At 55.8% G+C, this 24,688-nt stretch carries 24 protein-coding genes; 13 read left to right on the top strand and 11 right to left on the bottom strand.

Annotation, left to right across the window (positions count from 1 at the left end):
• The first annotated feature begins 8 nt into the window (after window positions 1-8).
• A complete protein-coding gene (gene ruvB, locus AC3WOK_RS10445; protein WP_047345932.1) occupies window positions 9-1,019 on the top strand; it encodes a Holliday junction branch migration DNA helicase RuvB in 1,011 nt (336 codons plus the stop codon).
• A 59-nt stretch (window positions 1,020-1,078) separates the two neighbouring features.
• Here the strand turns inward: ruvB and znuB are convergent, their stop codons facing one another.
• Both znuB and znuC read right to left on the bottom strand, forming a co-directional pair.
• Window positions 1,079-1,864 (bottom strand): zinc ABC transporter permease subunit ZnuB, encoded by a 786-nt coding sequence (znuB, locus tag AC3WOK_RS10450; RefSeq protein WP_492354480.1) that lies wholly within the window; start codon window positions 1,862-1,864, stop codon window positions 1,079-1,081.
• Complete coding sequence (gene znuC, locus AC3WOK_RS10455; RefSeq protein WP_047345930.1) at window positions 1,861-2,616, bottom strand: zinc ABC transporter ATP-binding protein ZnuC; 756 nt, start codon at window positions 2,614-2,616, stop codon at window positions 1,861-1,863. Before znuC ends, znuB begins: the two co-directional genes overlap by 4 nt.
• 77 nt (window positions 2,617-2,693) lie before the next feature.
• Between znuC and znuA the strand changes: the two genes are divergently transcribed.
• The 3 genes from znuA to lpxM all read left to right on the top strand — a co-directional run bounded on the left by znuA (window position 2,694) and on the right by lpxM (window position 6,065).
• Entirely contained in the window at window positions 2,694-3,638 is a 945-nt protein-coding gene (gene znuA, locus AC3WOK_RS10460; RefSeq protein WP_492354519.1) for a zinc ABC transporter substrate-binding protein ZnuA, read from the top strand.
• A gap of 15 nt (window positions 3,639-3,653) precedes the next feature.
• Window positions 3,654-4,973: a murein DD-endopeptidase MepM gene (mepM, locus tag AC3WOK_RS10465; protein WP_047345929.1), complete on the top strand. Its 1,320-nt coding sequence runs from the start codon at window positions 3,654-3,656 to the stop codon at window positions 4,971-4,973.
• 120 nt (window positions 4,974-5,093) lie between these two features.
• A complete protein-coding gene (gene lpxM / locus AC3WOK_RS10470; RefSeq protein WP_492354481.1) occupies window positions 5,094-6,065 on the top strand; it encodes a lauroyl-Kdo(2)-lipid IV(A) myristoyltransferase in 972 nt (323 codons plus the stop codon).
• A 45-nt stretch (window positions 6,066-6,110) separates the two neighbouring features.
• Here the strand turns inward: lpxM and pyk are convergent, their stop codons facing one another.
• Both pyk and AC3WOK_RS10480 read right to left on the bottom strand, forming a co-directional pair.
• Window positions 6,111-7,553 carry a pyruvate kinase gene (gene pyk / locus AC3WOK_RS10475; protein WP_008500455.1) on the bottom strand — a complete coding sequence of 481 codons (1,443 nt, stop codon included), beginning with the start codon at window positions 7,551-7,553 and terminating at the stop codon, window positions 6,111-6,113.
• 114 nt (window positions 7,554-7,667) lie between these two features.
• The gene (locus tag AC3WOK_RS10480) at window positions 7,668-8,537 is read right to left on the bottom strand and encodes a MurR/RpiR family transcriptional regulator (protein WP_063957565.1); all 870 of its coding nucleotides are present in this window, start codon (window positions 8,535-8,537) and stop codon (window positions 7,668-7,670) included.
• Window positions 8,538-8,893: 356 nt separating this feature from the next.
• On the opposite strand from AC3WOK_RS10480, the gene zwf reads away from it, so the two are divergent.
• The 3 genes from zwf (at window position 8,894) to kdgA (ending at window position 13,095) form a co-directional block, all read left to right on the top strand.
• On the top strand, window positions 8,894-10,369 hold the full coding sequence (gene zwf / locus AC3WOK_RS10485) for a glucose-6-phosphate dehydrogenase (protein ID WP_047345927.1): 1,476 nt from the start codon (window positions 8,894-8,896) through the stop codon (window positions 10,367-10,369).
• A 233-nt stretch (window positions 10,370-10,602) separates the two neighbouring features.
• Window positions 10,603-12,414: a phosphogluconate dehydratase gene (edd, locus tag AC3WOK_RS10490; RefSeq protein WP_063430697.1), complete on the top strand. Its 1,812-nt coding sequence runs from the start codon at window positions 10,603-10,605 to the stop codon at window positions 12,412-12,414.
• Window positions 12,415-12,453: 39 nt separating this feature from the next.
• Window positions 12,454-13,095 (top strand): bifunctional 4-hydroxy-2-oxoglutarate aldolase/2-dehydro-3-deoxy-phosphogluconate aldolase, encoded by a 642-nt coding sequence (gene kdgA / locus AC3WOK_RS10495; protein ID WP_006176036.1) that lies wholly within the window; start codon window positions 12,454-12,456, stop codon window positions 13,093-13,095.
• A gap of 41 nt (window positions 13,096-13,136) precedes the next feature.
• Here kdgA and purT read toward each other — a convergent pair whose 3' ends face one another.
• Window positions 13,137-14,315 carry a formate-dependent phosphoribosylglycinamide formyltransferase gene (purT, locus tag AC3WOK_RS10500; protein WP_492354482.1) on the bottom strand — a complete coding sequence of 393 codons (1,179 nt, stop codon included), beginning with the start codon at window positions 14,313-14,315 and terminating at the stop codon, window positions 13,137-13,139.
• Window positions 14,316-14,485: 170 nt separating this feature from the next.
• Here purT and AC3WOK_RS10505 point away from each other — a divergent pair, with 170 nt between their 5' ends.
• Both AC3WOK_RS10505 and ptrB read left to right on the top strand, forming a co-directional pair.
• On the top strand, window positions 14,486-15,136 hold the full coding sequence (locus AC3WOK_RS10505) for a tellurite resistance TerB family protein (protein ID WP_492354483.1): 651 nt from the start codon (window positions 14,486-14,488) through the stop codon (window positions 15,134-15,136).
• A gap of 85 nt (window positions 15,137-15,221) precedes the next feature.
• A complete protein-coding gene (gene ptrB / locus AC3WOK_RS10510; RefSeq protein WP_059312750.1) occupies window positions 15,222-17,282 on the top strand; it encodes an oligopeptidase B in 2,061 nt (686 codons plus the stop codon).
• Here ptrB and exoX read toward each other — a convergent pair.
• The 3 genes from exoX to AC3WOK_RS10525 all read right to left on the bottom strand — a co-directional run bounded on the left by exoX (window position 17,279) and on the right by AC3WOK_RS10525 (window position 18,957).
• Window positions 17,279-17,941 (bottom strand): exodeoxyribonuclease X, encoded by a 663-nt coding sequence (exoX, locus tag AC3WOK_RS10515; protein WP_047345922.1) that lies wholly within the window; start codon window positions 17,939-17,941, stop codon window positions 17,279-17,281. The two genes, ptrB and exoX, sit on opposite strands and share 4 nt — an antisense overlap.
• 24 nt (window positions 17,942-17,965) lie before the next feature.
• Window positions 17,966-18,616 carry a nitrilase-related carbon-nitrogen hydrolase gene (locus tag AC3WOK_RS10520; RefSeq protein WP_492354484.1) on the bottom strand — a complete coding sequence of 217 codons (651 nt, stop codon included), beginning with the start codon at window positions 18,614-18,616 and terminating at the stop codon, window positions 17,966-17,968.
• 110 nt (window positions 18,617-18,726) lie between these two features.
• Window positions 18,727-18,957, bottom strand: a complete 231-nt coding sequence (locus AC3WOK_RS10525; protein WP_013096102.1) for a DNA polymerase III subunit theta — start codon at window positions 18,955-18,957, stop codon at window positions 18,727-18,729.
• A gap of 137 nt (window positions 18,958-19,094) precedes the next feature.
• Between AC3WOK_RS10525 and yobA the strand changes: the two genes are divergently transcribed.
• The 3 genes from yobA to AC3WOK_RS10540 are packed head-to-tail and all read left to right on the top strand — an operon-like array spanning window position 19,095 to window position 20,692.
• Complete coding sequence (gene yobA / locus AC3WOK_RS10530; RefSeq protein WP_063957563.1) at window positions 19,095-19,466, top strand: CopC domain-containing protein YobA; 372 nt, start codon at window positions 19,095-19,097, stop codon at window positions 19,464-19,466.
• A 1-nt stretch (window position 19,467) separates the two neighbouring features.
• Window positions 19,468-20,337 (top strand): copper homeostasis membrane protein CopD, encoded by an 870-nt coding sequence (gene copD / locus AC3WOK_RS10535; RefSeq protein WP_447855868.1) that lies wholly within the window; start codon window positions 19,468-19,470, stop codon window positions 20,335-20,337.
• Window positions 20,338-20,353: 16 nt separating this feature from the next.
• On the top strand, window positions 20,354-20,692 hold the full coding sequence (locus AC3WOK_RS10540; RefSeq protein ID WP_492354485.1) for a YebY family protein: 339 nt from the start codon (window positions 20,354-20,356) through the stop codon (window positions 20,690-20,692).
• Window positions 20,693-21,099: 407 nt separating this feature from the next.
• Here AC3WOK_RS10540 and AC3WOK_RS10545 read toward each other — a convergent pair whose 3' ends face one another.
• A complete protein-coding gene (locus AC3WOK_RS10545; protein ID WP_492354486.1) occupies window positions 21,100-22,041 on the bottom strand; it encodes a VirK/YbjX family protein in 942 nt (313 codons plus the stop codon).
• A 176-nt stretch (window positions 22,042-22,217) separates the two neighbouring features.
• On the opposite strand from AC3WOK_RS10545, the gene pphA reads away from it, so the two are divergent.
• Window positions 22,218-22,862, top strand: coding sequence for a protein-serine/threonine phosphatase (gene pphA, locus AC3WOK_RS10550; RefSeq protein WP_492354487.1), 645 nt, complete (start codon window positions 22,218-22,220; stop codon window positions 22,860-22,862).
• A gap of 34 nt (window positions 22,863-22,896) precedes the next feature.
• Here pphA and AC3WOK_RS10555 read toward each other — a convergent pair whose 3' ends face one another.
• A complete protein-coding gene (locus AC3WOK_RS10555) occupies window positions 22,897-23,136 on the bottom strand; it encodes a YebV family protein (protein WP_008500472.1) in 240 nt (79 codons plus the stop codon).
• 106 nt (window positions 23,137-23,242) lie between these two features.
• Window positions 23,243-24,685, bottom strand: coding sequence for a 16S rRNA (cytosine(1407)-C(5))-methyltransferase RsmF (gene rsmF, locus AC3WOK_RS10560; RefSeq protein WP_492354488.1), 1,443 nt, complete (start codon window positions 24,683-24,685; stop codon window positions 23,243-23,245).
• Window positions 24,686-24,688: the final 3 nt, after the last annotated feature.

Genomic DNA, 24,688 nt, shown 5'->3' on the forward strand with positions numbered 1-24,688 from the left:
GGTAAAGGATGATTGAAGCAGATCGCCTGGTGTCGGCAGGCACCCTTCAGGCAGAAGACGTGGTGGATCGCGCGATCCGCCCGAAACTGCTTGATGAGTATATCGGTCAGCCGCAGGTACGTTCCCAGATGGAGATTTTCATCCAGGCGGCAAAACTGCGCGGCGATGCGCTCGATCACCTGCTGATTTTTGGCCCTCCGGGGTTGGGGAAAACCACGCTGGCGAATATCGTCGCCAATGAGATGGGCGTTAACCTGCGCACCACCTCTGGCCCGGTGCTGGAGAAGGCGGGGGATCTGGCGGCGATGCTGACCAACCTCGAACCCCATGACGTGCTGTTTATCGATGAAATCCACCGTCTGTCGCCGGTGGTGGAGGAAGTGCTCTATCCGGCTATGGAAGACTACCAGCTGGATATCATGATCGGTGAAGGCCCGGCTGCGCGCTCCATCAAAATCGATCTCCCGCCGTTTACCCTGATTGGCGCAACGACTCGGGCGGGATCGCTGACCTCACCGCTGCGCGACCGTTTCGGCATCGTGCAGCGTCTGGAGTTTTATCAGGTGCCGGATCTTCAGCACATCGTGGGGCGCAGCGCCCGCTACATGGGGCTGGAGATGAGCGAAGAGGGGGCGTTTGAAGTGGCGAAGCGTTCCCGCGGCACGCCGCGTATTGCCAACCGCCTGCTGCGACGCGTGCGCGACTTTGCCGAAGTAAAGCATGATGGCTCGATTTCGGCCGAGATTGCCGCGCAGGCGCTGGACATGCTGAACGTCGATGCTGAAGGTTTTGACTATATGGACCGCAAGCTGCTGCTGGCGGTGCTGGACAAGTTCTTTGGTGGTCCAGTCGGGCTGGATAACCTGGCGGCGGCTATCGGTGAAGAGCGCGAAACCATTGAGGACGTGCTTGAGCCGTATCTGATCCAGCAGGGTTTCCTGCAGCGCACCCCGCGCGGACGCATGGCAACGGTGCGGGCGTGGAATCATTTCGGCATTACGCCACCGGCAATGCCGTAATGTGTAATTCCCTCTCCCTGTGGGAGAGGGGCAGGGTGAGGGCATCAGCGCCCTCGATGTCAACTTGCCGTCTTCTTCATCATACTGAAGATAAACAGCATCGCCGCACTCAGCACCACGGACGGCCCCGCAGGCGTGTCATAGAACGCCGAGAAGGTTAACCCCCCCGTTACCGCAATCATCCCAACAATCACGGCAACGCCGGCCATCTGCTCAGGCGTACGGGCAAAACGACGCGCCGTGGCGGCGGGAATGATCAGCAGCGAGGTGATAATCAGCGCGCCGACGAACTTCATCGCTACACCGATCGTTAACGCCGTCACCAGCATCAGCAGCAGCTTCACGCGCTGCAGCTTCACGCCGTCGACAAACGCCAGATCCGGGCTAACGGTCATCGCCAGCAAATTACGCCACTGCCAGAGCAAAATCCCCAGGACTACAACTACGCCGATAGCGATGGCGATCAGATCGTCCGGCGTCACGGCCAGCAGGTCACCAAACAGGTAGGCCATCAGGTCGACGCGGATATTTGACATCAGGCTGACGACCACCAGACCTAGCGAGAGGGCGCTGTGCGCCATAATGCCGAGCAAAGTATCAATGGCGAGGTGAGGGCGTTTTTCCAGCCAGACCAGACCGGCAGCCAGCAGCAGCGTGACCACAATTACCGCGTAGAAAGGATTCACATTCAGCAGCAGACCAAAGGCAACGCCCAGCAGAGACGCATGCGCCAGGGTGTCACCGAAATAGGACATTCTGCGCCACACCACAAACGAGCCCAGCGGCCCCGCGGCGCAGGCAAGCATAATCCCGGCAAGCCAGCCGGGCAGTAACAGTTCAATCATGAGTGTCCATTTCCCCGGCGCAGGACAATTCGTCCCTGTAAATCATGGCGATGATTATGATGATGGCGATAAATGCCTAATTGTTCAGCGCCGCGAGGGCCGAACATGGAGATAAATTCAGGGTGCATTGACACCACTTCAGGCGTACCGGAGCAGCAGATATGATGGTTGAGACACAGCACTTCGTCGGTTTTCGCCATCACCAGATGCAGATCGTGAGACACCATCAGCACCGCGCAGTTCAGCTCCCGGCGCAGCTGGTCGATGAGGTCGTAAAGCGCGACCTGGCCGTTGACGTCGACGCCCTGGGTTGGCTCATCCAGTACCAGCAGCTGCGGGCTGCTCAGCAGCGCGCGGGCCAGTAAAACGCGCTGCGTTTCACCGCCGGACAGTTTTTGCAGTGGCGCATCGATAAGATGGCCCGCCTGCACGCGTTTCAGCGCCGGAAGAATATCGGCTTTCCGCGTGCCGGGGCGCAGACGCAGGAAACGGCTGACCGTCAGCGGCAGAGTGGCGTCGAGGTGAAGCTTTTGCGGCACATAGCCGATACGCAATTTTTCCTCACGCTTGATCACACCTTCGTCGGGCGCGACCAGACCCAGCACCACGCGCACAAGGGTGGATTTACCTGCGCCATTGGGACCGAGCAGCGTCAGAATTTTACCGGGCTTCAGATCTAACGACACGTCAGAGAGGACGCGGCGCTGACCGAATGAGACCGAAATATTTTCAAGAGAAACCAATGTCGTCATGTCATTTTAAGCTTGAAGAAGTCAACGAATGTTATAATATCACATTTCACGCATTCACTACGATGATTAGTCGCATTATGTTACATAAAAATACGCTTCTTTTCGCAGCATTATCCGCTGCCCTTTGGGGAACAACCGCACAAGATGTTAACGCTGCTGTTGTCGCTTCGCTTAAACCGCTCGGTTTCATCGCGTCGGCCATTGCAGATGGGGTCACAGAAACCCAGGTTCTGCTTCCCGACGGGGCATCTGAGCATGACTATTCTCTGCGTCCTTCGGATGTAAAGCGCTTACAAAACGCGGACTTAGTGGTATGGATTGGTCCTGAGATGGAAGCGTTTATGCAAAAGTCAGCAAAACAGGTTGCTGGCGAAAAACAGGTCGCGATTGCCGCGCTCCCAGGCGTGAAACCGTTGCTCATGAAAGGAGCCGACGACGACGGTGACGAACATGACCATCACCCTGCAGATGCAGAAAAAGGTGACGGAGATCACTATCACGGCGAGTACAACATGCACCTTTGGTTATCCCCAGAGATAGCGCGCCTTTCGGCGGTTGCAATCCATGACAAATTAGTGGAACTTATGCCGCAAAGTCGAGCCAAACTTGACGCCAACCTGAAGGATTTTGAGGCACAATTAGCCGCAACCGATAAGCAGGTAGGTAATGAGCTCGCACCGTTGAAAGGAAAAGGGTATTTCGTTTTTCATGATGCCTACGGCTATTACGAAAAACACTACGGCCTGACCCCGCTGGGTCACTTCACCGTCAACCCTGAAATTCAGCCTGGTGCGCAGCGTTTACATGAAATCAGAACACAGCTGGTTGAGCAAAAAGCGACATGTGTTTTTGCTGAGCCACAGTTCAGGCCAGCGGTCGTAGAAGCCGTGGCCAGGGGGACATCCGTGCGCATGGGAACCCTTGACCCGCTAGGTACGAATATCCAGTTGAGCAAAGCGAGCTATTCGCAGTTCCTCAGCCAACTGGCGAACCAGTATGCGAGCTGCCTGAAAGGAGATTAACGAGGAAGTGAATACGTGCAACAGATAGCCCGCTCTGTCGCCCTGGCATTTAACAATCTGCCTCGACCCCATCGCGTTATGCTGGGGTCGCTTACAGTACTCACCTTAGCGGTCGCCGTCTGGCGGCCCTATGTTTACCACCCGAGTTCTGCCCCAATCATCAAAACCATTGAGCTTGAAAAGAGCGAAATCCGCTCTTTGCTGCCTGAAGCCAGCGAGCCTATCGACCAGGCGGCTCAGGAAGATGAAGCTATTCCGCAGGATGAACTGGACGATAAAACCGAGAACGAAGCGGGTATCCACGAATATGTTGTGTCTACCGGGGACACGCTGAGCAGCGTGCTGAACCAGTACGGCATCGACATGGGTAATATCAGCCAGCTGGCGGCTGCGGATAAAGATCTTCGCAACCTGAAAATCGGTCAACAGCTCTCCTGGACATTAACGGCCGATGGCGATCTGCAGCGTCTAACCTGGGAAATGTCCCGCCGCGAAACCCGTACCTACGATCGCACTGCAAACGGTTTTAAAATGACCAGCGAAATGCAGAAGGGCGACTGGGTGAACAGCGTTCTGAAAGGCACCGTGGGCGCGAGCTTTGTCTCCAGCGCGCGAGATGCAGGATTGACCAGCGCTGAAATCAGCTCGGTGATCAAAGCCATGCAGTGGCAGATGGATTTCCGCAAGCTGAAGAAGGGGGATGAATTTTCCGTTCTGATGTCCCGCGAAATGCTGGACGGCAAGCGCGAGCAGAGCCAGCTCCTGGGCGTTCGTCTGCGCTCCGAGGGCAAAGATTACTACGCGATCCGTGCCGAAGACGGTAAGTTCTATGACCGCAGCGGTACGGGCCTTGCGAAAGGCTTCCTGCGCTTCCCGACGGCTAAACAGTTCCGTATCTCCTCTAACTTTAACCCGCGTCGTCTGAACCCGGTGACCGGGCGCGTCGCACCGCACCGCGGCGTCGACTTTGCCATGCCGCAGGGCACGCCGGTACTGGCGGTAGGGGATGGTGAAGTGGTGGTCGCCAAACGTAGCGGTGCAGCCGGATATTATGTCGCGGTGCGTCATGGCCGTACGTATACGACCCGTTACATGCACCTGCGTAAGCTGCTGGTTAAACCGGGCCAGAAAGTGAAGCGTGGCGACCGCATCGCGATCTCCGGAAACACCGGGCGTTCTACCGGCCCGCACCTGCACTATGAAGTGTGGATCAACCAACAGGCAGTGAACCCGCTGACGGCGAAACTGCCGCGCACCGAAGGCCTGACGGGTAAAGATCGTACTGATTACCTGGCGCAGGTGAAAGAGGTGCTGCCGCAGCTGAGCTTAAACTAAGCCCTCTGTTTTTGTTAAAAAGCCGGCGTCAGAATGCGCCGGCTTTTTCTTTTGTGCGTAGGCGGCTGCCTCGCTACACTATCTGAATATTTTTTTGCGTCATCAGACCCTGGATCCAGCATGGAAACCCAAAAAAACAATATTGAATACATTCCTGAGTTTGAGAAATCCTTCCGCCATCCGCGCAACTGGGGCGCCTGGCTTGGCGTTTACGCCTTTGCAGGGATGGCGATGTTGCCTCCCTCCGTTCGCGATCCTGTGCTGGGTAAAATAGGCCGTCTGGCAGGGCGCTTAGGAAAAAGTGCCCGTCGTCGCGCGCAAATTAACCTCTATTACTGCTTCCCGGAAAAGAGCGACGCCGAGCGGGAGGCCATTATTGATGCTATGTATACCACTGCGCCTCAGGCAATGGCGATGATGGCGGAACTGGCGCTGAAAGGGCCGGAAAAAGTCATGGAACGCGTTGACTGGAAAGGGCTGGAAATCATCGACGAGATGCGTCGCAACGATGAGAAGGTCATTTTTCTCGTTCCGCACGGCTGGGGCGTGGATATTCCAGCCATGCTGATGGCATCACAGGGCCAGAAGATGGCGGCAATGTTCCATAACCAGGGTAACAAGATCTTCGATTACGTCTGGAATACCGTGCGTCGTCGTTTTGGCGGCCGTCTTCATGCGCGAAATGATGGCATCAAGCCGTTTATTCAGTCCGTGCGTCAGGGATACTGGGGATACTATTTGCCGGATCAGGACCACGGCCCGGAGCACAGCGAGTTTGTTGATTTCTTCGGGACCTACAAGGCGACTCTGCCCGCGATTGGCCGTTTGATGAAGGTATGCCGTGCCCGGGTCATCCCGCTTTTCCCGGTCTACGATGGCAACACCCATCGCCTGAGCATTGAGGTTCGCCCACCGATGGACGATCTTCTCACCGCGGCCGATCGCACTATTGCGCGTCGAATGAACGAAGAGGTTGAGATCCTGGTGGGACCGCATGCCGAGCAGTACACGTGGATACTGAAGCTGCTCAAAACGCGCCAGCCGGGTGAGATTGAGCCTTATAAGCGCAAAGAGCTTTATCCGACGAAATAAAAAAAGCCCTCTCCATCCGGAGAGGGCTTTTTAACAGAGACGTTATTACTCGACGGTCATAACGCGCGTGGTGTTGGTTGAACCGATGGTGCTCATCACATCGCCCTGGGTCACAATGACGATATCCCCGGAGACCAGATAACCTTTGTCGCGCAGCAGGTTTACGGCATCGTGCGCCGCAGCCACGCCGTCATTGGTGCTGTCGAAGTGAACCGGCGTCACGCCGCGGTACAGCGCCGTCAGGTTCAGCGTACGTTCGTGGCGAGACATGGCGAAGATCGGCAGGCCGGAGCTGATACGGGAGGTCATCAGCGCGGTGCGGCCGGATTCGGTCATGGTGATGATCGCCGTTACGCCCTTAAGGTGGTTAGCGGCGTACATGGCAGACATCGCAATCGCTTCTTCCACGTTGTCGAACTGCACATCCAGACGGTGTTTAGAGACGTTAATGCTCGGGATCTTTTCCGCGCCCAGGCAGACGCGCGCCATGGCGGCCACGGTTTCTGCCGGATACTGGCCCGCCGCGGTTTCCGCAGAGAGCATCACCGCATCGGTACCGTCCAGCACGGCGTTAGCCACGTCCATGACTTCCGCACGGGTCGGCATTGGGTTAGTGATCATGGATTCCATCATCTGAGTGGCGGTGATCACCGCGCGGTTCAGCTGACGGGCGCGACGAATCAGCGCTTTCTGGATACCCACCAGCTCAGGGTCGCCGATTTCAACGCCCAGATCGCCGCGCGCAACCATCACCACGTCAGACGCGAGGATCACGTCGTCCATGGCGTCCTGATCGCAAACCGCTTCCGCACGTTCAACCTTGGCGACAATTTTGGCATCACAGCCTGCATCACGTGCCAGACGACGCGCATAGTTCAGATCTTCGCCGCAGCGCGGGAAGGAGACGGCCAGGTAGTCAACGCCAATCAGCGCCGCAGTCACGATGTCCGCTTTGTCTTTATCGGTAAGCGCCTCTGCAGAGAGGCCGCCGCCCAGCTTGTTGATGCCTTTATTGTTGGAGAGCGGGCCGCCGACGGTGACTTCGGTGAACACTTTCATGCCCTGAACTTCCAGCACTTTCAGCTGTACGCGCCCGTCGTCGAGCAGCAGGATATCGCCTGGCACCACGTCAGCCGGCAGGCCTTTATAGTCGATACCGACTTTCTCTTTATCGCCTTCGCCTTTGCCCAGGTTGGCATCAAGCAGGAATTTGTCGCCGATGTTGAGGAAAACTTTACCTTCTTTAAAGGTCGAAACACGAATTTTAGGGCCCTGTAAATCGCCAAGGATCGCAACGTGGCGGCCCAGTTTTGCTGCGATTTCACGCACTTTATCGGCACGTAATTTATGGTCTTCTGGCGTACCGTGAGAGAAGTTCATACGCACCACGTTGGCGCCAGCGGCGATAATTTTTTCAAGATTATTATCGCGGTCGGTGGCCGGGCCTAAGGTGGTTACGATCTTGGTTCTGCGAAGCCTTCTGGACATGTAATACTCCGTTGACTGAAACAACTTTGGTGTTGCGTGAACATTGAATCGGCCTTCATCTGCCGCAAGGCAGCAAAGAGGGGACCGAATGCCGTAAGTCGTACATCTTAGTTATTAGGGAACATCGCTCTTTATAAGCAATTCTTTATCAAAACGCGATTCCTTCAGCGCTTCCTTGACCCGCTTCAAGTTATCCCGGAATTTTGCGCCCCGACGCAAGGTAAAACCGGTCGCCAGCACGTCAATCACCGTAAGCTGCGCCAGACGGGAGACCATCGGCATATAGATGTCGGTGTCTTCAGGCACGTCGAGAGTAATCGCCAGCGTCGCTTCACGCGCCAGCGGCGTGCCCGCCGTGGTAAGGGCGATCACCATGGCATCGTTTTCACGGGCCAGCTGCGCCAACTCGACCTGACTCTTGGTGCGGCCGGTATGCGAAATCAGCACCACGACGTCATCTTCACTGCAATTCATACAGCTCATGCGTTGCAGCACAATGTCATCGGAGTAAATCACCGGGACGTTAAAGCGGAAAAATTTGTTCATGGCGTCATGCGCCACGGCCGCCGACGACCCGAGACCAAAGAACGCAATTCGCTTGGCCTGGGTGAGCAAATCCACCGCGCGATTCACGGAGCTCATATCCAGAGACTGACGAACGTGGTCAAGGGAGGCCATGGCCGATTCAAATATTTTCGCGGTGTAGGCATCAACGCTGTCGTCTTCATCCACATTACGATTAACATAAGGGGTGCCGTTAGCCAGACTTTGTGCCAAATGCAGTTTAAAATCAGGAAAGCCGCGCGTTTCCATGCTGCGGCAAAAGCGATTGACCGTCGGTTCGCTAACACCCGCTTCCTGTGCCAGAGCGGCGATGCTTGAATGGATCGCCTGAGCGGGAGAGGCCAGAATGACCTCGGCCACTTTTCGCTCGGATTTGCTAAGGTGTTCCAGTTGAAACTGGATTTTTTCCAGCATGTTCATGTTAACAGGACGCTCATGGGTGTAAACGATTTCATAAATTGATGAAATCGTGATTCGATTTAGCCGATATTACCCTTGCGGCTTCCATAAAGGGTAACAATCGACAAGATAATGTTGTTGTTTTTTTTCATTACTTGATCGGTGTCGGGTTTTGCTGTGACCATGTTGCGCAAAGAATCGACGCTTGTTGCGTCATTACGCCACCGTAACCCGCTGACGGGTGAAAAATCGCGGTATCGCACGCGACGTTAAGCGCTAATGGTTTCGGGAATGACGTAAAAGCAGTACAGTGCATTGTAATAAAATTACAACGATACCTGGCAGAAGTACCAGGTGATCCAACTGAGGAGAATGACATGGCGGTAACGCAAACAGCCCAGGCATGTGACCTGGTCATTTTCGGCGCGAAAGGCGATCTTGCACGCCGAAAATTGCTGCCTTCCCTGTATCAACTGGAGAAAGCGGGCCAAATTCACCCGGATACCCGTATCCTGGGTGTCGGGCGCGCCGACTGGGACAAGGACGCTTATACCAAAGTCGTCCGCGAGGCGCTCGAAACTTTCATGAAAGAAAAAATTGATGAAAGTTTGTGGGATACCCTGAGTGGACGCCTCGATTTCTGCAATCTGGACGTGAATGACGTCAGCGCGTTTACCCGCTTAGGCGCGATGCTGGATCAGAAAAACCGTGTCACCATTAACTATTTCGCCATGCCGCCAAGCACCTTCGGCGCCATCTGCAAAGGGCTGGGTGAAGCCAAACTGAACGCCAAACCGGCTCGCGTCGTGATGGAAAAACCGCTGGGTACCTCACTGGCCACCTCGCGTGAAATCAACGACCAGGTGGGCGAGTTCTTTGAAGAGTGCCAGGTTTACCGTATTGACCATTACCTCGGTAAAGAGACGGTACTGAACCTGCTGGCGCTGCGCTTTGCCAACTCCCTGTTTGTGAATAACTGGGACAACCGCACCATCGACCACGTGGAAATCACCGTGGCGGAAGAGGTTGGCATTGAAGGTCGCTGGGGTTACTTTGACCAGGCCGGCCAGATGCGTGACATGATCCAGAACCACCTGCTGCAAATTCTGTGCATGATTGCCATGTCCCCACCGTCTGACCTGACGGCTGACAGCATCCGCGATGCAAAAGTGAAAGTGCTGAAATCGCTGCGCCGCATCGACCGCTCCAACGTGCGTGAGAAGACCGTTCGCGGTCAGTACACCGCCGGGTTTGCACAGGGCAAAAAAGTGCCAGGCTACCTGGAAGAAGAGGGCGCGAACAAGGCCAGCAACACCGAGACGTTTGTTGCGATCCGCGTGGATATCGACGACTGGCGCTGGGCGGGTGTTCCATTCTACCTGCGCACCGGTAAACGTCTGCCGGCCAAGTGCTCCGAAGTGGTGGTTTACTTCAAAAACCCGGAACTGAACCTGTTCAAAGAGTCATGGCAGGAGCTGCCGCAGAACAAACTGACCATTCGTCTGCAGCCGGACGAAGGGGTGGATATCCAGATCCTGAACAAAGTGCCGGGCCTGGATCATAAGCACAACCTGCAGACCACCAAGCTGGACCTGAGCTACTCCGAAACCTTCAACCAGACGCACCTGGCCGATGCTTACGAGCGTCTGCTGCTGGAAACCATGCGCGGCATTCAGGCGCTGTTCGTGCGTCGCGATGAAGTGGAAGAGGCGTGGAAATGGGTCGACTCCATTACCGAAGCCTGGGCGGCCGATCAGGATGCGCCAAAACCGTATCAGGCGGGCACCTGGGGACCTGTGGCGTCGGTGGCGATGATCACCCGCGATGGCCGCTCCTGGAACGAGTTTGAGTAAGATAATCCTCTAGCTCGAAAGTGTTATTTTACCGGTAACATGATCTAACACAGCTAGTGGCACAATTTTCAACTTTTAAGCTCCGCGTGGATTCACCCGCGGAGCTTTTTTTATTACACTGCCGGAAGTGATTTTGCCCCTGAGCTCCGGACAGCAAGCGTTTCAGCGTTGTTAACAACTGCCAGCGACTTTGTAAACTCCCGAGCCCGGACAGATAAATGAGAGGAGCTTTTATGAATCCGACATTGTTACGCGTAACACAGCGCATTATCGAACGCTCGAAAGAGACCCGTTCGGCCTACCTCGCCCGGATTGAACAGGCAAAGAGCAACACCGTACATCGCTCGCAGCTGGCCTGCGGTAACCTGGCGCACGGTTTCGCCGCCTGCCAGCCTGATGATAAAGCCTCATTAAAGAGCATGTTGCGTAACAATATCGCCATCATTACCTCCTACAACGATATGCTTTCCGCGCACCAGCCTTATGAGGTTTATCCCGATATTATCCGTAAAGCGCTGCACAGCGTGAATGCCGTGGGCCAGGTGGCGGGCGGTGTACCCGCTATGTGCGACGGCGTGACGCAGGGTCAGGACGGTATGGAGCTGTCTCTGCTGAGCCGCGAAGTGATTGCCATGTCCGCGGCGGTGGGGCTGTCACACAACATGTTTGATGGCGCGCTGTATCTCGGCGTGTGTGACAAGATTGTCCCGGGCCTGGTGATGGCTGCGCTGTCGTTTGGCCATCTGCCTGCGATCTTTGTGCCGTCCGGCCCGATGGCAAGCGGCCTGCCGAACAAAGAAAAAGTCCGTATTCGTCAGCTGTATGCGGAAGGGAAAGCAGACCGCCAGGCGCTGCTGGAGGCGGAAGCCGCGTCCTACCATGCGCCGGGGACCTGTACGTTCTACGGTACGGCCAACACTAACCAGATGGTCGTGGAATTTATGGGGATGCAGCTTCCAGGCTCGTCCTTTATCCAGCCGGATGCACCGCTGCGCAAGGCGTTGACCGAGGCCGCGGCCCGTCAGGTCACGCGACTGACCGGCAACGGCAACGAATGGATGCCGATGGGCAAAATGGTCGACGAAAAGGTCATCGTCAACGGGATTGTTGCGCTGCTGGCAACCGGGGGGTCAACTAACCACACCATGCACCTGGTGGCCATGGCGCGTGCGGCGGGCATCCTGATTAACTGGGATGATTTCTCTGAGATCTCTTCCGTGGTGCCCCTGATGGCACGCCTCTATCCGAACGGCCCGGCGGATATTAACCACTTCCAGGCCGCAGGCGGCGTACCGCTGCTGATGCGTGAGCTGCTGAAGGGGGGTCTGCTGCATGAAGATGTAAACACCGTGGCGGGCTTTGGCCTGCAGCGCTACACCCAGGAGCCGTGGCTGAACAACGGCGAGCTGGACTGGCGTGATGGGGCGAGCGCCTCTCTTGATGCGCAGGTGATTGCCACCATCGATAAACCTTTCTCTCCTCACGGTGGCACCAAAGTCCTGAGCGGTAACCTCGGTCGTGCGGTGATGAAAACCTCAGCCGTACCGGAAGAGAACCAGATTATCGAAGCGCCGGCGGTGGTGTTTGAAAGCCAGCACGACGTATTACCCGCCTTTGATGCCGGTCTTCTCGACAAAGACTGCGTGGTGGTGGTGCGTCATCAGGGGCCAAAAGCCAACGGGATGCCAGAATTACATAAACTTATGCCACCACTTGGTGTATTATTGGACCGCCGTTTCAAAATTGCACTGGTGACCGATGGGCGCCTCTCTGGCGCATCCGGTAAAGTGCCTTCAGCCATCCACGTGACGCCGGAAGCATACGACGGCGGCCTGCTGGCGAAAGTGCGTGACGGCGACATGATTCGCGTTAATGGCCAGACGGGCGAGTTAACCCTGCTGGTTGATGACGCAGAGCTGGCGGCACGTCAGCCCCATATTCCTGACCTGAGCGCCTCGCGCGTGGGGACTGGACGCGAAATGTTTGGTGCGCTGCGTGAGAAACTCTCCGGTGCGGAGCAGGGCGCAACCTGTATTACGTTTTAAGACGACTTGATTTTAACGATCTGGCGAGAGAAGACTCTGATGAAAAACTGGAAAACAAGTGCAGAAGCAATCCTGACCACTGGCCCTGTCGTGCCGGTTATCGTGGTAAACAAGCTGGAGCACGCTGTACCGATGGCGAAAGCGCTGGTTGCGGGCGGCGTTCGCGTTCTGGAAGTGACCCTGCGTACCGCCTGCGCGATGGACGCTATTCGCGCTATCGCCAAAGAAGTGCCGGACGCCATCATCGGTGCGGGTACCGTTCTTAATGCACAGCAGCTGGCCGACGTGACCGAAGCGGGCGCACAGTTTGCCATCAGCCCGGGCCTGACCGAGCCGCTGCTGAAAGCCGCCACCGAAGGCACTATTCCGCTGATCCCGGGTATCAGCACCGTTTCTGAACTGATGCTGGGGATGGACTACGGTCTGAAAGAATTCAAATTCTTCCCGGCGGAAGCGAACGGCGGCACCAAAGCGCTGCAGGCGATTGCGGGTCCATTCTCTCAGGTGCGTTTCTGCCCGACCGGCGGTATCTCTCCTGCTAACTACCGTGACTACCTGGCGCTGAAGAGCGTGCTGTGCATCGGCGGCTCATGGCTGGTTCCGGCGGATGCGCTGGAAGCAGGCGACTGGGATCGTATCACCAAACTGGCTCGTGAAGCGGTTGAAGGCGCGAAGCAGTAAGTCATCTCCGCATGAGAAACGGGCCTTACGGCCCGTTTTTTTTATCCTGCTACCTTAACGTTTGCTGCGGCCGCTTTCGCTCTCGCCACGGCGTCGTCCACGTTATCTCCGGTGGCTAATGCCACGCCAAGACGACGGGAGCCATCGATTTCCGGCTTGCCGAACAAACGCACCTGCAGACCTGCGCCCACCGCTGCGTCGACGTTATCAAACGTGACGTTCTGGCTGGTTAACTGCGGCAGGATCACCGCCGACGCGGCCGGGCCGTACTGACGAATGCCGCCCACAGGCAGGCCGAGGAAGGCCCGCACGTGAAGGGCAAACTCGGAGAGATCCTGCGAAATGAGCGTGACCATGCCGGTGTCATGCGGGCGAGGGGAAACTTCGCTGAAAATCACGTCATCACCGCAAACAAACAGCTCCACGCCGAACAGGCCGTATCCGCCCAGCGCCAGAACGGTCTTGCGGGCAATCTCCTGCGCACGTTCCAGCGCAAGGGCGCTCATCTGCTGCGGTTGCCAGGATTCGCGGTAATCGCCATCTTCCTGGCGGTGGCCAATCGGATCGCAGAAATGGACGCCGTCAACGGCGCTGACGGTTAGCAGGGTGATCTCGAAATCAAACTTCACCACGCCTTCGACAATCACGCGTCCAGCTCCGGCGCGGCCACCCTGCTGGGCATAATCCCACGCCTTGTCCAGCGTGCTGCTGTCGCGAATGAAGCTCTGCCCTTTACCGGAGGAGCTCATCACCGGCTTAATGATGCACGGGTAGCCAATCTCCCCGACGGCCTGCAGAAACGCGGCCTTATCGGCAGCAAAGCGATAGCTCGAGGTGGGCAATCCCAGCTCTTCCGCCGCCAGGCGACGGATGCCTTCGCGGTTCATGGTCAGCTTTGCGGCTTTTGCACAGGGCACCACGCGCTGGCCTTCCTGTTCAAGGGCGATCAGCGTATCGGTGGCGATGGCTTCAATTTCCGGCACAACGAAATCCGGTTTCTCGCGCGTAATCAGCTCGCGAAGGGCATCGCCATCCAGCATGTTAATCACATAAGAACGATGGGCGACGTGCATGGCGGGTGCGTCGGCGTAACGGTCTACGGCAATGACTTCCACGCCTAAGCGCTGACACTCAATGGCGACCTCTTTACCCAGCTCGCCCGACCCTAACAGCATCACTCGCGTCGCCGCAGGTCGCAGCGCGGTTCCTAAACGAATCATAACAATCCCCCTGAAAAAGTTGCGCGCAGTATAAACGAAAACGTTTGCGTCTGTCTTGTGCAGGGCTCAAGGCGCGGGCAGAAATTTGCGCTTCTTTAGTCCGTCCAGACATTTCCTGACGCCTGCTCGCTTACGCTGTGGAGCATGTTCACCGTTAAGTGAGGGAAACCATGTCTGGCTGGCTAAATCAATTGCAATCCCTGTTAGGGCAGAAAACATCCACCTCTGGCGAACAGGGGCTCAGTAAACTGCTGGTCCCCGGGGCGCTCGGCGGGCTGGCAGGCCTGCTGGTCGCGAATAAATCCTCGCGAAAATTACTGGCAAAATACGGCACAGGCGCGCTGCTGGCCGGCGGTGGCGCCATCGCCGGCACCGTACTGTGGAATAAATACAAGGACAGGGTACGGACCGCGCACGGCGATGAGCCGCATTACGGCGAGCACACCTCGCCGCTGGATCTGCGGACAGAACGGCTGATCCTTGCGCTGGTCTTTGCCGCGAAAAGCGACGGGCATATCGACGTCAAGGAGCGATCGGCGATTGAGCAGCAGCTGCGCGAAGCCGGTGTTGAAGAGAAGGGAAGAGCGCTGGTGGCACAGGCGATTGAACAGCCGCTCGATCCGCAGCGTCTTGCGCAAAGTGTGAAAAATGAGGAAGAGGCGCTTGAGCTTTATTTCCTCAGCTGCGCCGCCATCGATATCGATCACTTTATGGAGCGGAGCTACCTTAACGCGCTCGGCGACGCGCTGAAGATACCGCAGGATGTGCGCGAGGGGATTGAGCAGGATATCAAGGAGCAAAAACAGGCGTTGCAGGGATAGCAATCGCCGTTCCGGCCATGTTTCGCTTGCATCATGCGCGGGTTTTGCCAACCTTATAGGGTGTAAAACTTAAAAGAATGATGCTATGCCACCGAAAGCCCGACGTACTCCTTATGCGATCGTCACGCATGGCGATACGCGCATAGACAACTATTACTGGCTGCGGGATGATTCGCGATCCCGGCCAGAGGTGCTCGACTACCTGCACGCGGAAAACGACTATGGCCGCAAGGTCATGTCCAGCCAGCAGACGCTTCAGGACCAGCTGCTGAATGAAATGGTGCAGCGCATTCCCCAGCGCGATATCTCCGCGCCCTGGACCAAAAACGGCTATCGCTACCGCCATATTTACGAGCCCGGCAATGAGTATCCCATCTACCAGCGTCAGTCGGTGTTAAGCGCCGAATGGGACGAGTGGGATATTCTGCTGGATGCCAACCAGCGCGCCGCCCACAGCGAGTTTTATACCCTGGGCGGCATGTCCATTTCCCCGGATAACGCGGTGATGGCGCTGGCGGAGGATTACCTCTCCCGTCGCCAGTACGGCCTGCGTTTTCGCAATCTCGAAACGGGCAACTGGTATCCGGAAATGCTGGAAAACGTCTCTCCAGATTTTGTCTGGGCGAATGATTCAGAGACGGTTTACTACGTTAAAAAGCACGCCTCCACGCTGCTGCCTTACCAGGTATGGCGACACACCGTGGGAACGGACTCCGCAGACGACGAGCTGGTCTATGAAGAGAAAGACGAAACGTTCTATGTCAGCCTGCATAAAACCTCTTCACGCCACTATGTGATTATCTTCCTTGCCAGCGCGACGACGTCTGAAGTCCTGCTGCTGGACGCCGAACTGCCCGATGCCCAGCCGCTCTGTTTCCTGCCGCGTCGCAAGGATCACGAGTACAGCCTGGATCACTTCCAGCACAGCTTTTATTTGCGCTCGAATCGCGAGGGCAAAAACTTTGGTCTTTATAAAACCAAGGTGCGCGATGAGCGCAAGTGGGAGGTGCTTATTCCCGCGCGGGATCAGGTGATGCTGGAAGGGTTCACCCTGTTTACCGACTGGCTGGTGGTGGAAGAGCGCCAGAGGGGGCTGACCAGTATCCGGCAAATCAACCGCAAAACCCGGGAAGTGGTGGGGATTGCGTTCGACGACCCGGCGTATGTGACGTGGATTGGCTTCAACCCGGAGCCCGAATCGTCGCGGTTGCGCTACGGCTACTCGTCCATGACCACGCCGGATACCCTGTTTGAGCTGGATATGGCAACCGGGCAGCGTCAGGTGATTAAACAGACCGAGGTAAAAGGATTTGAGTCCGAAAACTACCGAAGCGAGCACGTGTGGGTTATCGCCCGCGATGGGGTGGAAGTGCCCGTCTCGCTCGTCTATCACAAAGCACATTTCCAGAAAGGCAAAAATCCGATCCTCGTCTACGGCTACGGCTCGTATGGCTCCAGCATGGACGCCGATTTCAGCAGCAGCAGGTTAAGCCTGCTCGATCGCGGCTTTGTGTTTGCCATCGCCCATATTCGCGGCGGCGGTGAGCTGGGGCAGCACTGGTATGAAGACGGGAAATTCCTGAAAAAGAAAAACACGTTTAATGACTACCTCGACGTCTGCGATGCGCTGATTGAGCAGGGCTATGGCGATCCGCAGCTCTGCTTTGGTATGGGAGGCAGCGCGGGCGGCATGCTGATGGGGGCGGTTATCAACCAGCGTCCCGACCGCTTTAAGGGGGTTGTCGCACAGGTTCCGTTTGTTGATGTGGTTACGACCATGCTCGATGAATCCATCCCACTTACAACCGGGGAGTTTGAAGAGTGGGGGAATCCGCAGGATGAGATTTACTACCGCTATATGAAAGAGTACAGCCCGTACGATAACGTAGAGGCGAAAGCCTATCCCCATATGCTGGTAACCACCGGTTTGCATGATTCTCAAGTGCAGTACTGGGAGCCGGCAAAATGGGTGGCGAAACTGCGCGAGCTGAAAACCGATGACAATCTGCTGCTGCTGTGCACGGACATGGACTCCGGACACGGCGGGAAATCGGGACGGTTTAAATCGTACGAAGGGGTGGCCCTGGAGTATGCCTTTTTGATAGGCCTGGCGCAGGACACGCTGCCAGGCCGTGCGGAGCGTTAAGCCTCACCCAGATAATGTTTCAGCGTTAAGCGCAGCTCCGGGCTCATTTTGTCGAGGTTGTTATACAGCCAGCGCAAATAGCCCGGGTCTTTATCCGCAATATCCGACACCGCTTTGCCCCGGTATTTACCAAAGGTGAACGTGGTCAGCAGCGCAGGGCGACCGGTAATCGTCGCCATATCATCCGGCGTCCAGCCAGAGATATTCATAATATCAATGAGCAACGCGGCGGTGATATAGCAGTCATACAGCGCGCGGTGATGGTGAAGCCCCTCAGGGGTACGAACGCTGAGCTTGCGGGACTTGTACAGCGCCATATTACTGTATTTGATCCCCGGCCAGAGGCGGCGCGCCAGCTTCATGGTACAAATCCATTCGCCTGGCATTTCAGGCAACACCCGGCGGTCAAAGCTGGCGTTATGCGCGACATACCACGGGCTACCGTAATAGTGGGGAATGATCTCTTCTATCCACGGCTTATCCGCCACCATCGATTCGGTAATGCGATGGATAGCCATAGCCTGCGGGCTGATGGGGCGATCGGGACGCACCAGATGGCTCATTGGGTTGACGATTTTACCGTCAACCACATCGACAGAGGCCACTTCCACAATTCCGCCCTGAAGATCGCAAGTTTCGGTATCGATTACGCGCAGCATTGAAAACTCCTGAGCTCAAAACGCTTAGCCTAAAGGAATGATATCGCCTTGCCAACCCCGTCTGCTGAGCGTACCGGTCAACAGCAGCTCGCCTTTATCCGCCCGGACGATGAGCTGGCCTCTTTCATCCCACAGCGCGCTGCCGCCACAGGCATTCGCCATTAACACCGCAATGGCATATTTATGCGCGAAGCGCTGCAGGGAGCTGATGGACTGCCGCCAGCGGTGATCCCCCACAGACTGACAGCTGGTAACAAGCGTAGCCCTGGGATCGAGGAGGGGAGAATCGGCGTGTGCATCAATAATGGTAAGCTGTTTATCCCCCGGAATCAGGCTTGCACCGCTACCCTGCGGGTAGCGCAAAATGCTCTGGCGCGAGGGTGAAAATAGGGCGAGGCCTTTCTGGCGCTGGCCATTCCGCTCAAGGGGGAGCCCGGCAATAACCGTAATCCGGTAAAAATGGGCCGCTTCAAGCAGAGGTTCCAGCTGCGCGTCGCCGGGTGGGGGAGGTAACGTCAGCGTACCTGACCCCGTTAACGAGAGTTCAGGGAAGACCAGCAAATCGCACCGCTGCCGTGCTGCTTCAGCAATGAAGCGGAGGTGGTGCGTAACGTGCTCATCAATACTCTGGTGCTGCCCGCCATACTGGGCTGCCGCTATATTCCAATGTGACATCGTGACTTCCTTATACACTGAGTCGCAGAGATTTAAGAATACACCTAATTTTATCAGGGCTTTCTTATCCTGGCAGATTCCGCGTAAGGAAGTGTAACGACTCGTTAAGCTTATTTAACTTTAGGCTCGTACGGCAAACGAGAGAGGTTGACCGATGCGAGACGGTGGGCGATTAACCTTTCGCGAAACCAGTCGCGCAGATGGGCGGGTTGTTCACGTTCTACCACTTCAGCCACGATGGGCATGTTGTAACGCTCTTTAAAAGCGACGCCAGCGGCAGCGAGATCGACATTCACTTTATCCATCTCGTCCTGAGGAAGGGCGGCCAGATTGATCTTCATTACCTTCTCCTTATTATGCGGCGGCAACGTTACCGCGATTGCACGACGATGACAAGCGGAGGTGGGATGATCCTCGACTCGTTTATTATACAGCGTTATTCTTTAGCATACAGACATAACAAAAAGGAATGATTGCGATGGGTTTCTCCGCTTCCCGCGCGGTATGCGCACTGGTTTTTCTGTCCTCTACTCTCGTTACGCCCTCCGCGCTGGCGCATGCGCACCTTAAGCAGCAGATCCCGGCAGCTGACAGCCTGGTAGCCGCACCGCAGGCGCTAACGCTGAATTTTTCTGAAGGTATCGAACCTGGGTTCAGCGGCGTGGTGGTAACGGATGCGCAAAAGCAGGTCATCAGGACGGGTACCGCTACGCGAGATGAAAAGAACAAGGCTCAGCTCACCGTGCCGCTGGAGCAAACGCTGACGTCCGGGACCTACCAGGTCGACTGGCATGTGGTCTCCGTAGACGGCCATAAAACCACAGGCAGCTATCACTTTAGCGTGAAATAGCATGCTGGCGCTGTTTTATATCGGGTTGCGCTTTATCCATTTCACGGCGCTGATGCTGGTTTTTGGCAATGCGCTTTACAGCGTCTGGTTTGCGCCTTCCTCTCTCCACCGCCTGATGTCCCGGCGTTTCCAGCGGCAGCAGAAAGTGGCGTCCTTACTCTGCCTGGCGTCTGCACTCCTGATGTTTATGCTGCAGGGCGGATTGATGGGGAGCGGATGGGGCGATGTGTTTGCCCCGGCGGTCTGGCGCAGCGTGATGCCCACACAGTTTGGCGGCGTCTGGCTGTGGCAAATTATACTTGCGGCGATTACGGTCAGCGCGGCATGGCTCGCACCGCTGAAAGGCTCACGATTGCTATTGCTCGCAATGGGCCAGCTTATCCTGCTCGCTGGGGTAGGGCACGCGGCGATGAACGAAGGCCCGTTAGGGGCTTTGCAGCGTGTTAATCACGCTATTCATCTGCTGTGTGCCGCAATCTGGCTTGGTGGCTTACTGCCGCTGCTGTTCTGCATGCGGCTGGCGAAAGGTGACTGGCAGAATGCTGCCATCTATACCATGATGCGCTTCTCGCGCGTGGGCCATTACGCCGTCGCAGGCGTGCTGCTTACCGGCGTTGTTAATTCGCTATTGATACTGGGCGTTCATATTCCCTGGCAGGCTGGCTACGTGCAGTTTTTGTTGTTCAAATGTGCGCTGGTGGCGTTGATGGTGGTAATTGCGCTGGCAAATCGGTATTTTCTGGTGCCACGGTTTCGTCCGGAGACCGGGCGAGCACAACAGATTTTTATCAGGATGACACAGGCAGAAGTGGTTCTGGGGGCACTGGTGCTGGCAGCGGTCAGCCTGTTCGCCACCTGGGAACCCTTCTGACAAGGTTAAATATCATATGAAAAAGACAGTACTTTCTCTCGTATTGCTGGCCTGCACGGGTAGCGCTATTGCCGCACCGCAGGTTATCACCGTCAGCCGTTTTGAAGTGGGTAAGGACAAATGGGCGTTCAATCGCGAAGAGGTGATGCTGACCTGCCGTCCGGGCCATGCGCTGTACGCGATCAACCCGAGCACGCTGGTGCAATACCCGTTAAATGATATTGCTGAGCAGCAGGTAGCCAGCGGCAAGAGCAGCGGCCAGCCGATTAGCGTGATTCAGATCGATGACCCGGTTCATCCGGGGCAGAAAATGAGTCTGGCGCCGTTTATCGAGCGTGCCGACAAGCTCTGCTAACATTCAGGTTTCCAATAAAAAACCGCAGATGCTTGCGAAAGCACTGCGGTTTTTTACATTTAATGATGCTCTGGCGCTTTTTTTCCGACCGCTTTAACTGTGGACTGGAAAACCTGGCGTCGTCATCTATTCTTAAAAGGCAAGGCGACTTAGCCTGCATTAATGCCAACTTTTAGCGCACGGCTCTCTCCCAAGAGCCATTTCCCTGGACCGAATACAGGAATCGTATTCGGTCTCTTTTTATCTGTATGAAAGTAAACGCGAAATCCCAACGCTATCTTTCCCATACAGCGCGCACATCCTGTACGTCTTGCTAAAACATAACACAACACAGCATGCGGAAGTCCAGCCCTTTTTGCCTGTTTTGTTAAATTTTTGTATGCAGTCAGCAAAAGCAGGCGCCGCGCTTAAAAGCGGGATTTTACGGATGCCTCAATTTCATCAAGCAGTTCAAAGCGACGGCGGTATTCGGCACGCTTTTTACTGGCAATGTCATCAAGGGATTTGCGTTCCATCTGCAAGGGGAGTCGCCAGCTGAAGGTTGAGTGTTTTTGACCGTCGATAGATGCCCAAAATTCGTCGTAGCTTGCATGAAAATGACGGCCTTTACTCAGACGATAACGCAGCGCACGGAAAATGTGGCCTTCATCGCTGACCGCATAAATAGCTTTGATGCCGGAAAGCGTAGCCAACTGGAAAAGCACTTCCATCAGCACGCGCTTCGGGAAAAGGCCATGGCAGGCGCGGGTTGCCTGTTTGATCACATCACGGGATACGCTGCGGCGTGGACCCTGAAGACCGCCAATCACCAGCACATATTCTCCGTTTTCACGGGCAACGCAAAAGGTCACGCTCGCAAGCAGAGTATTTTCGTTATCACGCAACCAGAGCGTACACTCCCCCTCACGCTCTGCTTTGCTGGCGTTCATGGCATTGACGTTATAGCTCACGCCATCTTTGGCATGAAACTCAACAATGGATTGCTCTTGCGGTCCGGTTAAAGCGGCGATTAGCCCGGCATCTTTCAGGGAGTCAATCCACTGATAATGGCTGATGATGGCATCAGCCCGTGCGTTGGCGTTCATACCCCGCATCAGATACTGGCGATGTGTTTTGCTCGGCAGGGTGATTTGCGAGGCCAGCAACTGGTCGAAATCGTTACGGCGAGCCAATGCATCGAGCATGCGATGCGTTGAAGACCAGAACAGCAGTGAGCGTAACAGAAATTTGAGACGGTACTCGCGTTTTTGCCAGATAGGGCCTGGGACGAGTTTACCTTTCACCAGTTCGGAAATGATATGGGTACGATGCGAAAGTGGGGCATCGTCTTGCAGGCGCGTATTTGACACGGGAAAACCTCAAAGTTTATGCAATGCATAGTTTAGGGGGCATGCAAAAGTGGATTAATACTGGTGAAATATTTATTTATCCTTAGTTTACTGTTTGTTTAGCTTTGTGAAAAGCGCTCCTGTGGAGCGTATCTAAGCGTATGCCATCTGCAACTATACTCCCTGAGGGAGGTTCTATGTATCAGCGAATCGAATGTGGGAAGTGGCGTCACGTCTGGGTTGTCAGCGATATACATGGCTGTTATCAGTGGCTTATGGATGAGCTTAAACGCCGTCACTTTAACCCGTATGAGGACTTACTCATTTCTGTAGGCGATATGATCGATCGTGGCCCTGACAGCGTGAAATGCCTGCAGTTAATGAACGAAAAATGGTTTCGCGCCGTGCGCGGTAACCACGAGCAAATGGCTCTCGACAGTCTGGATAATAACGATTTTGCGCTCTGGGCGATGAATGGTGGAATGTGGTTTGCACAACTTGAACGCGACCAAAAACAGCTCGCGCTGGGGTTGCTAAATGCCTGCCGCAGTTTACCGCATATTATAGAGATAACCTGTGCTAACGGTCTGAATGTAATAGCCCATGCCGATTATCCGGCAGCCGAATATTGCTGGCAAAAACCGGTCAGCGCCCATCGCGTTTTATGGGACCGCGAAAGGTTAATGGGGTTTATGGTAGGTAAAGGGCAGGGCATCAGCGGCGCGGATCATTTCTGGTTTGGTCATACGCCCGTCGACAGACGGTATGATTTTGATAATCTCCACTACATTGATACGGGGGCTGTTTTCGACGGCTACTTTACGCTGGCGCAGCTTCAGTAATAAATAACCCGCCTTCGGGCGGGTTCTTTTTAGGTCAGGCAAGGCGCATGACCCAGGCATCGGTTTTGCTATCGTAATGCTCACGGTAAAGGACAGAATGTTCGCCATCAAGTATTGCCGGGACGCTGGTATCTGCATCCCATGCATCGAGCTGCATGCACAAATCCGGGTCGGATTTGCAGGGAATACTTAACGTTCGATCGCCTTGTGCTTCGCCGCGCAATTCTGCGTCGTCGATCTCAAAAGCGCCAATACGCACGCTGGTTTTCGTCATAGTGCTCTCCGGGTCGGTTGTCAAAATCTGGTATGACCAGTGCGATCACCCATTTTTGATCGTAGACAAGGAGAGCAAAATCGCCAGTAAAAAAATGCGCTTTTTTTCAGGCCGTGCGATCGTTACCGGTAAACAGCCGGCCATCCCGAACCAGCTCGCGCGGATAGCTGTTTTTGAGGCGGGAGCCGACTTTTTTTGCCAGTCCCAGCGGATATCCCTGATACGTCACCACCACTTCATCGCCTGACGGCGTGCTTTCAGGATAGACATCGCGACCGCGATACCACTCTTCTGCTTCCTGATGCGTCAGGACAAAGGTATTCTCGTGCCCGGCAAGCGCGATGACGGCCTCGTGCTGCCAGCGATAGCCTTTATTATGGACCTCCGCAAGGCGGATCCCGATGCGGGAGAAGCGAACTTTGCCAATAAGCGGCTCAATATTTGCCGGGAACAGCCAAATCTCCTTATCTCGCTGCCAGAGATGGAGCGTTTCATCCCAGCTAAGTCCGGCTTTACCCGCGGCAAGAGTGACCTGCCCGGCGTCACGGCCTTTTAGCGGCGCGAACGGGAAATTGCCGACCTTGAATTTAGGGGCTGGCAGGGGAGCAACCGACTGCGTTTTGCGCAGACGCGCCACAAAGAACCCTTCGCAGTCGTAAATTTGCGGGAACACATGGAGGAAACCTTCTGGTGTGACGGCTTCACGCGCTGAGGCAAACAGATCGTTAAGCGGCAGGAACTCGACTGCATCCGGATACTGCGCTTTCAGCCACAGACAGACGTCTTCGTTTTCATCGCGGTTGAGGGTACAAGTTGAATAAACCAGCGTGCCACCGGGGCGCAGGGCATGAAAGGCACTCTCGATCAGCTCTCGCTGCGTGGCGGCGATCTCAAGATTGCTTTCCACAGACCAGTTTTTCAACGCATCGGGATCTTTACGCACCACCCCTTCGCCGGAGCAGGGGGCGTCCAGCAAAATGGCATCAAAGGCTTCCGGTAAGGCAGCGCCAAACACGCGTCCATCGAAGTGCGTCAGGGCGACGTTATGAATGCCGCAGCGGCTGATGTTGGCATGCAGCACTTTCACGCGGCTGGCGGAAAACTCGTTGGCGAGGATCGCCCCGCGGTTACCCATCCGGGCGGCAATTTGCGTGGTTTTCGAGCCGGGCGCCGCCGCGACGTCCATCACCCGTTCGGGCGCATTACCCTCCGCGAACAGAGCGGCAACCGGGAGCATTGAGCTGGCTTCCTGAATATAGAACAGACCGCTCAGATGTTCAGCGGTACTGCCCAGCGGCACGGCGTCTTCATCATCGCGTTCGATCCAGAACCCCTCAGCACACCACGGGACTGGCGTCAGCTGCCAGCCGTATGGCGCGACAAGCGTCAGAAAATCTTCGACGCTGATTTTCAGCGTGTTGACGCGAATACTCCGGCGCAGCGGGCGCTGGCAGGCGGCAATAAAATCGTCTAACGACAGGTGAGAGGGAAGCGCCTCGCGCATCTGCGCCAGGAATTGTTCAGGAAGAAATACGGAGTTTTGAGCCACGGG

The organism is Enterobacter sp. FW301-JW81, assembly GCF_058788735.1.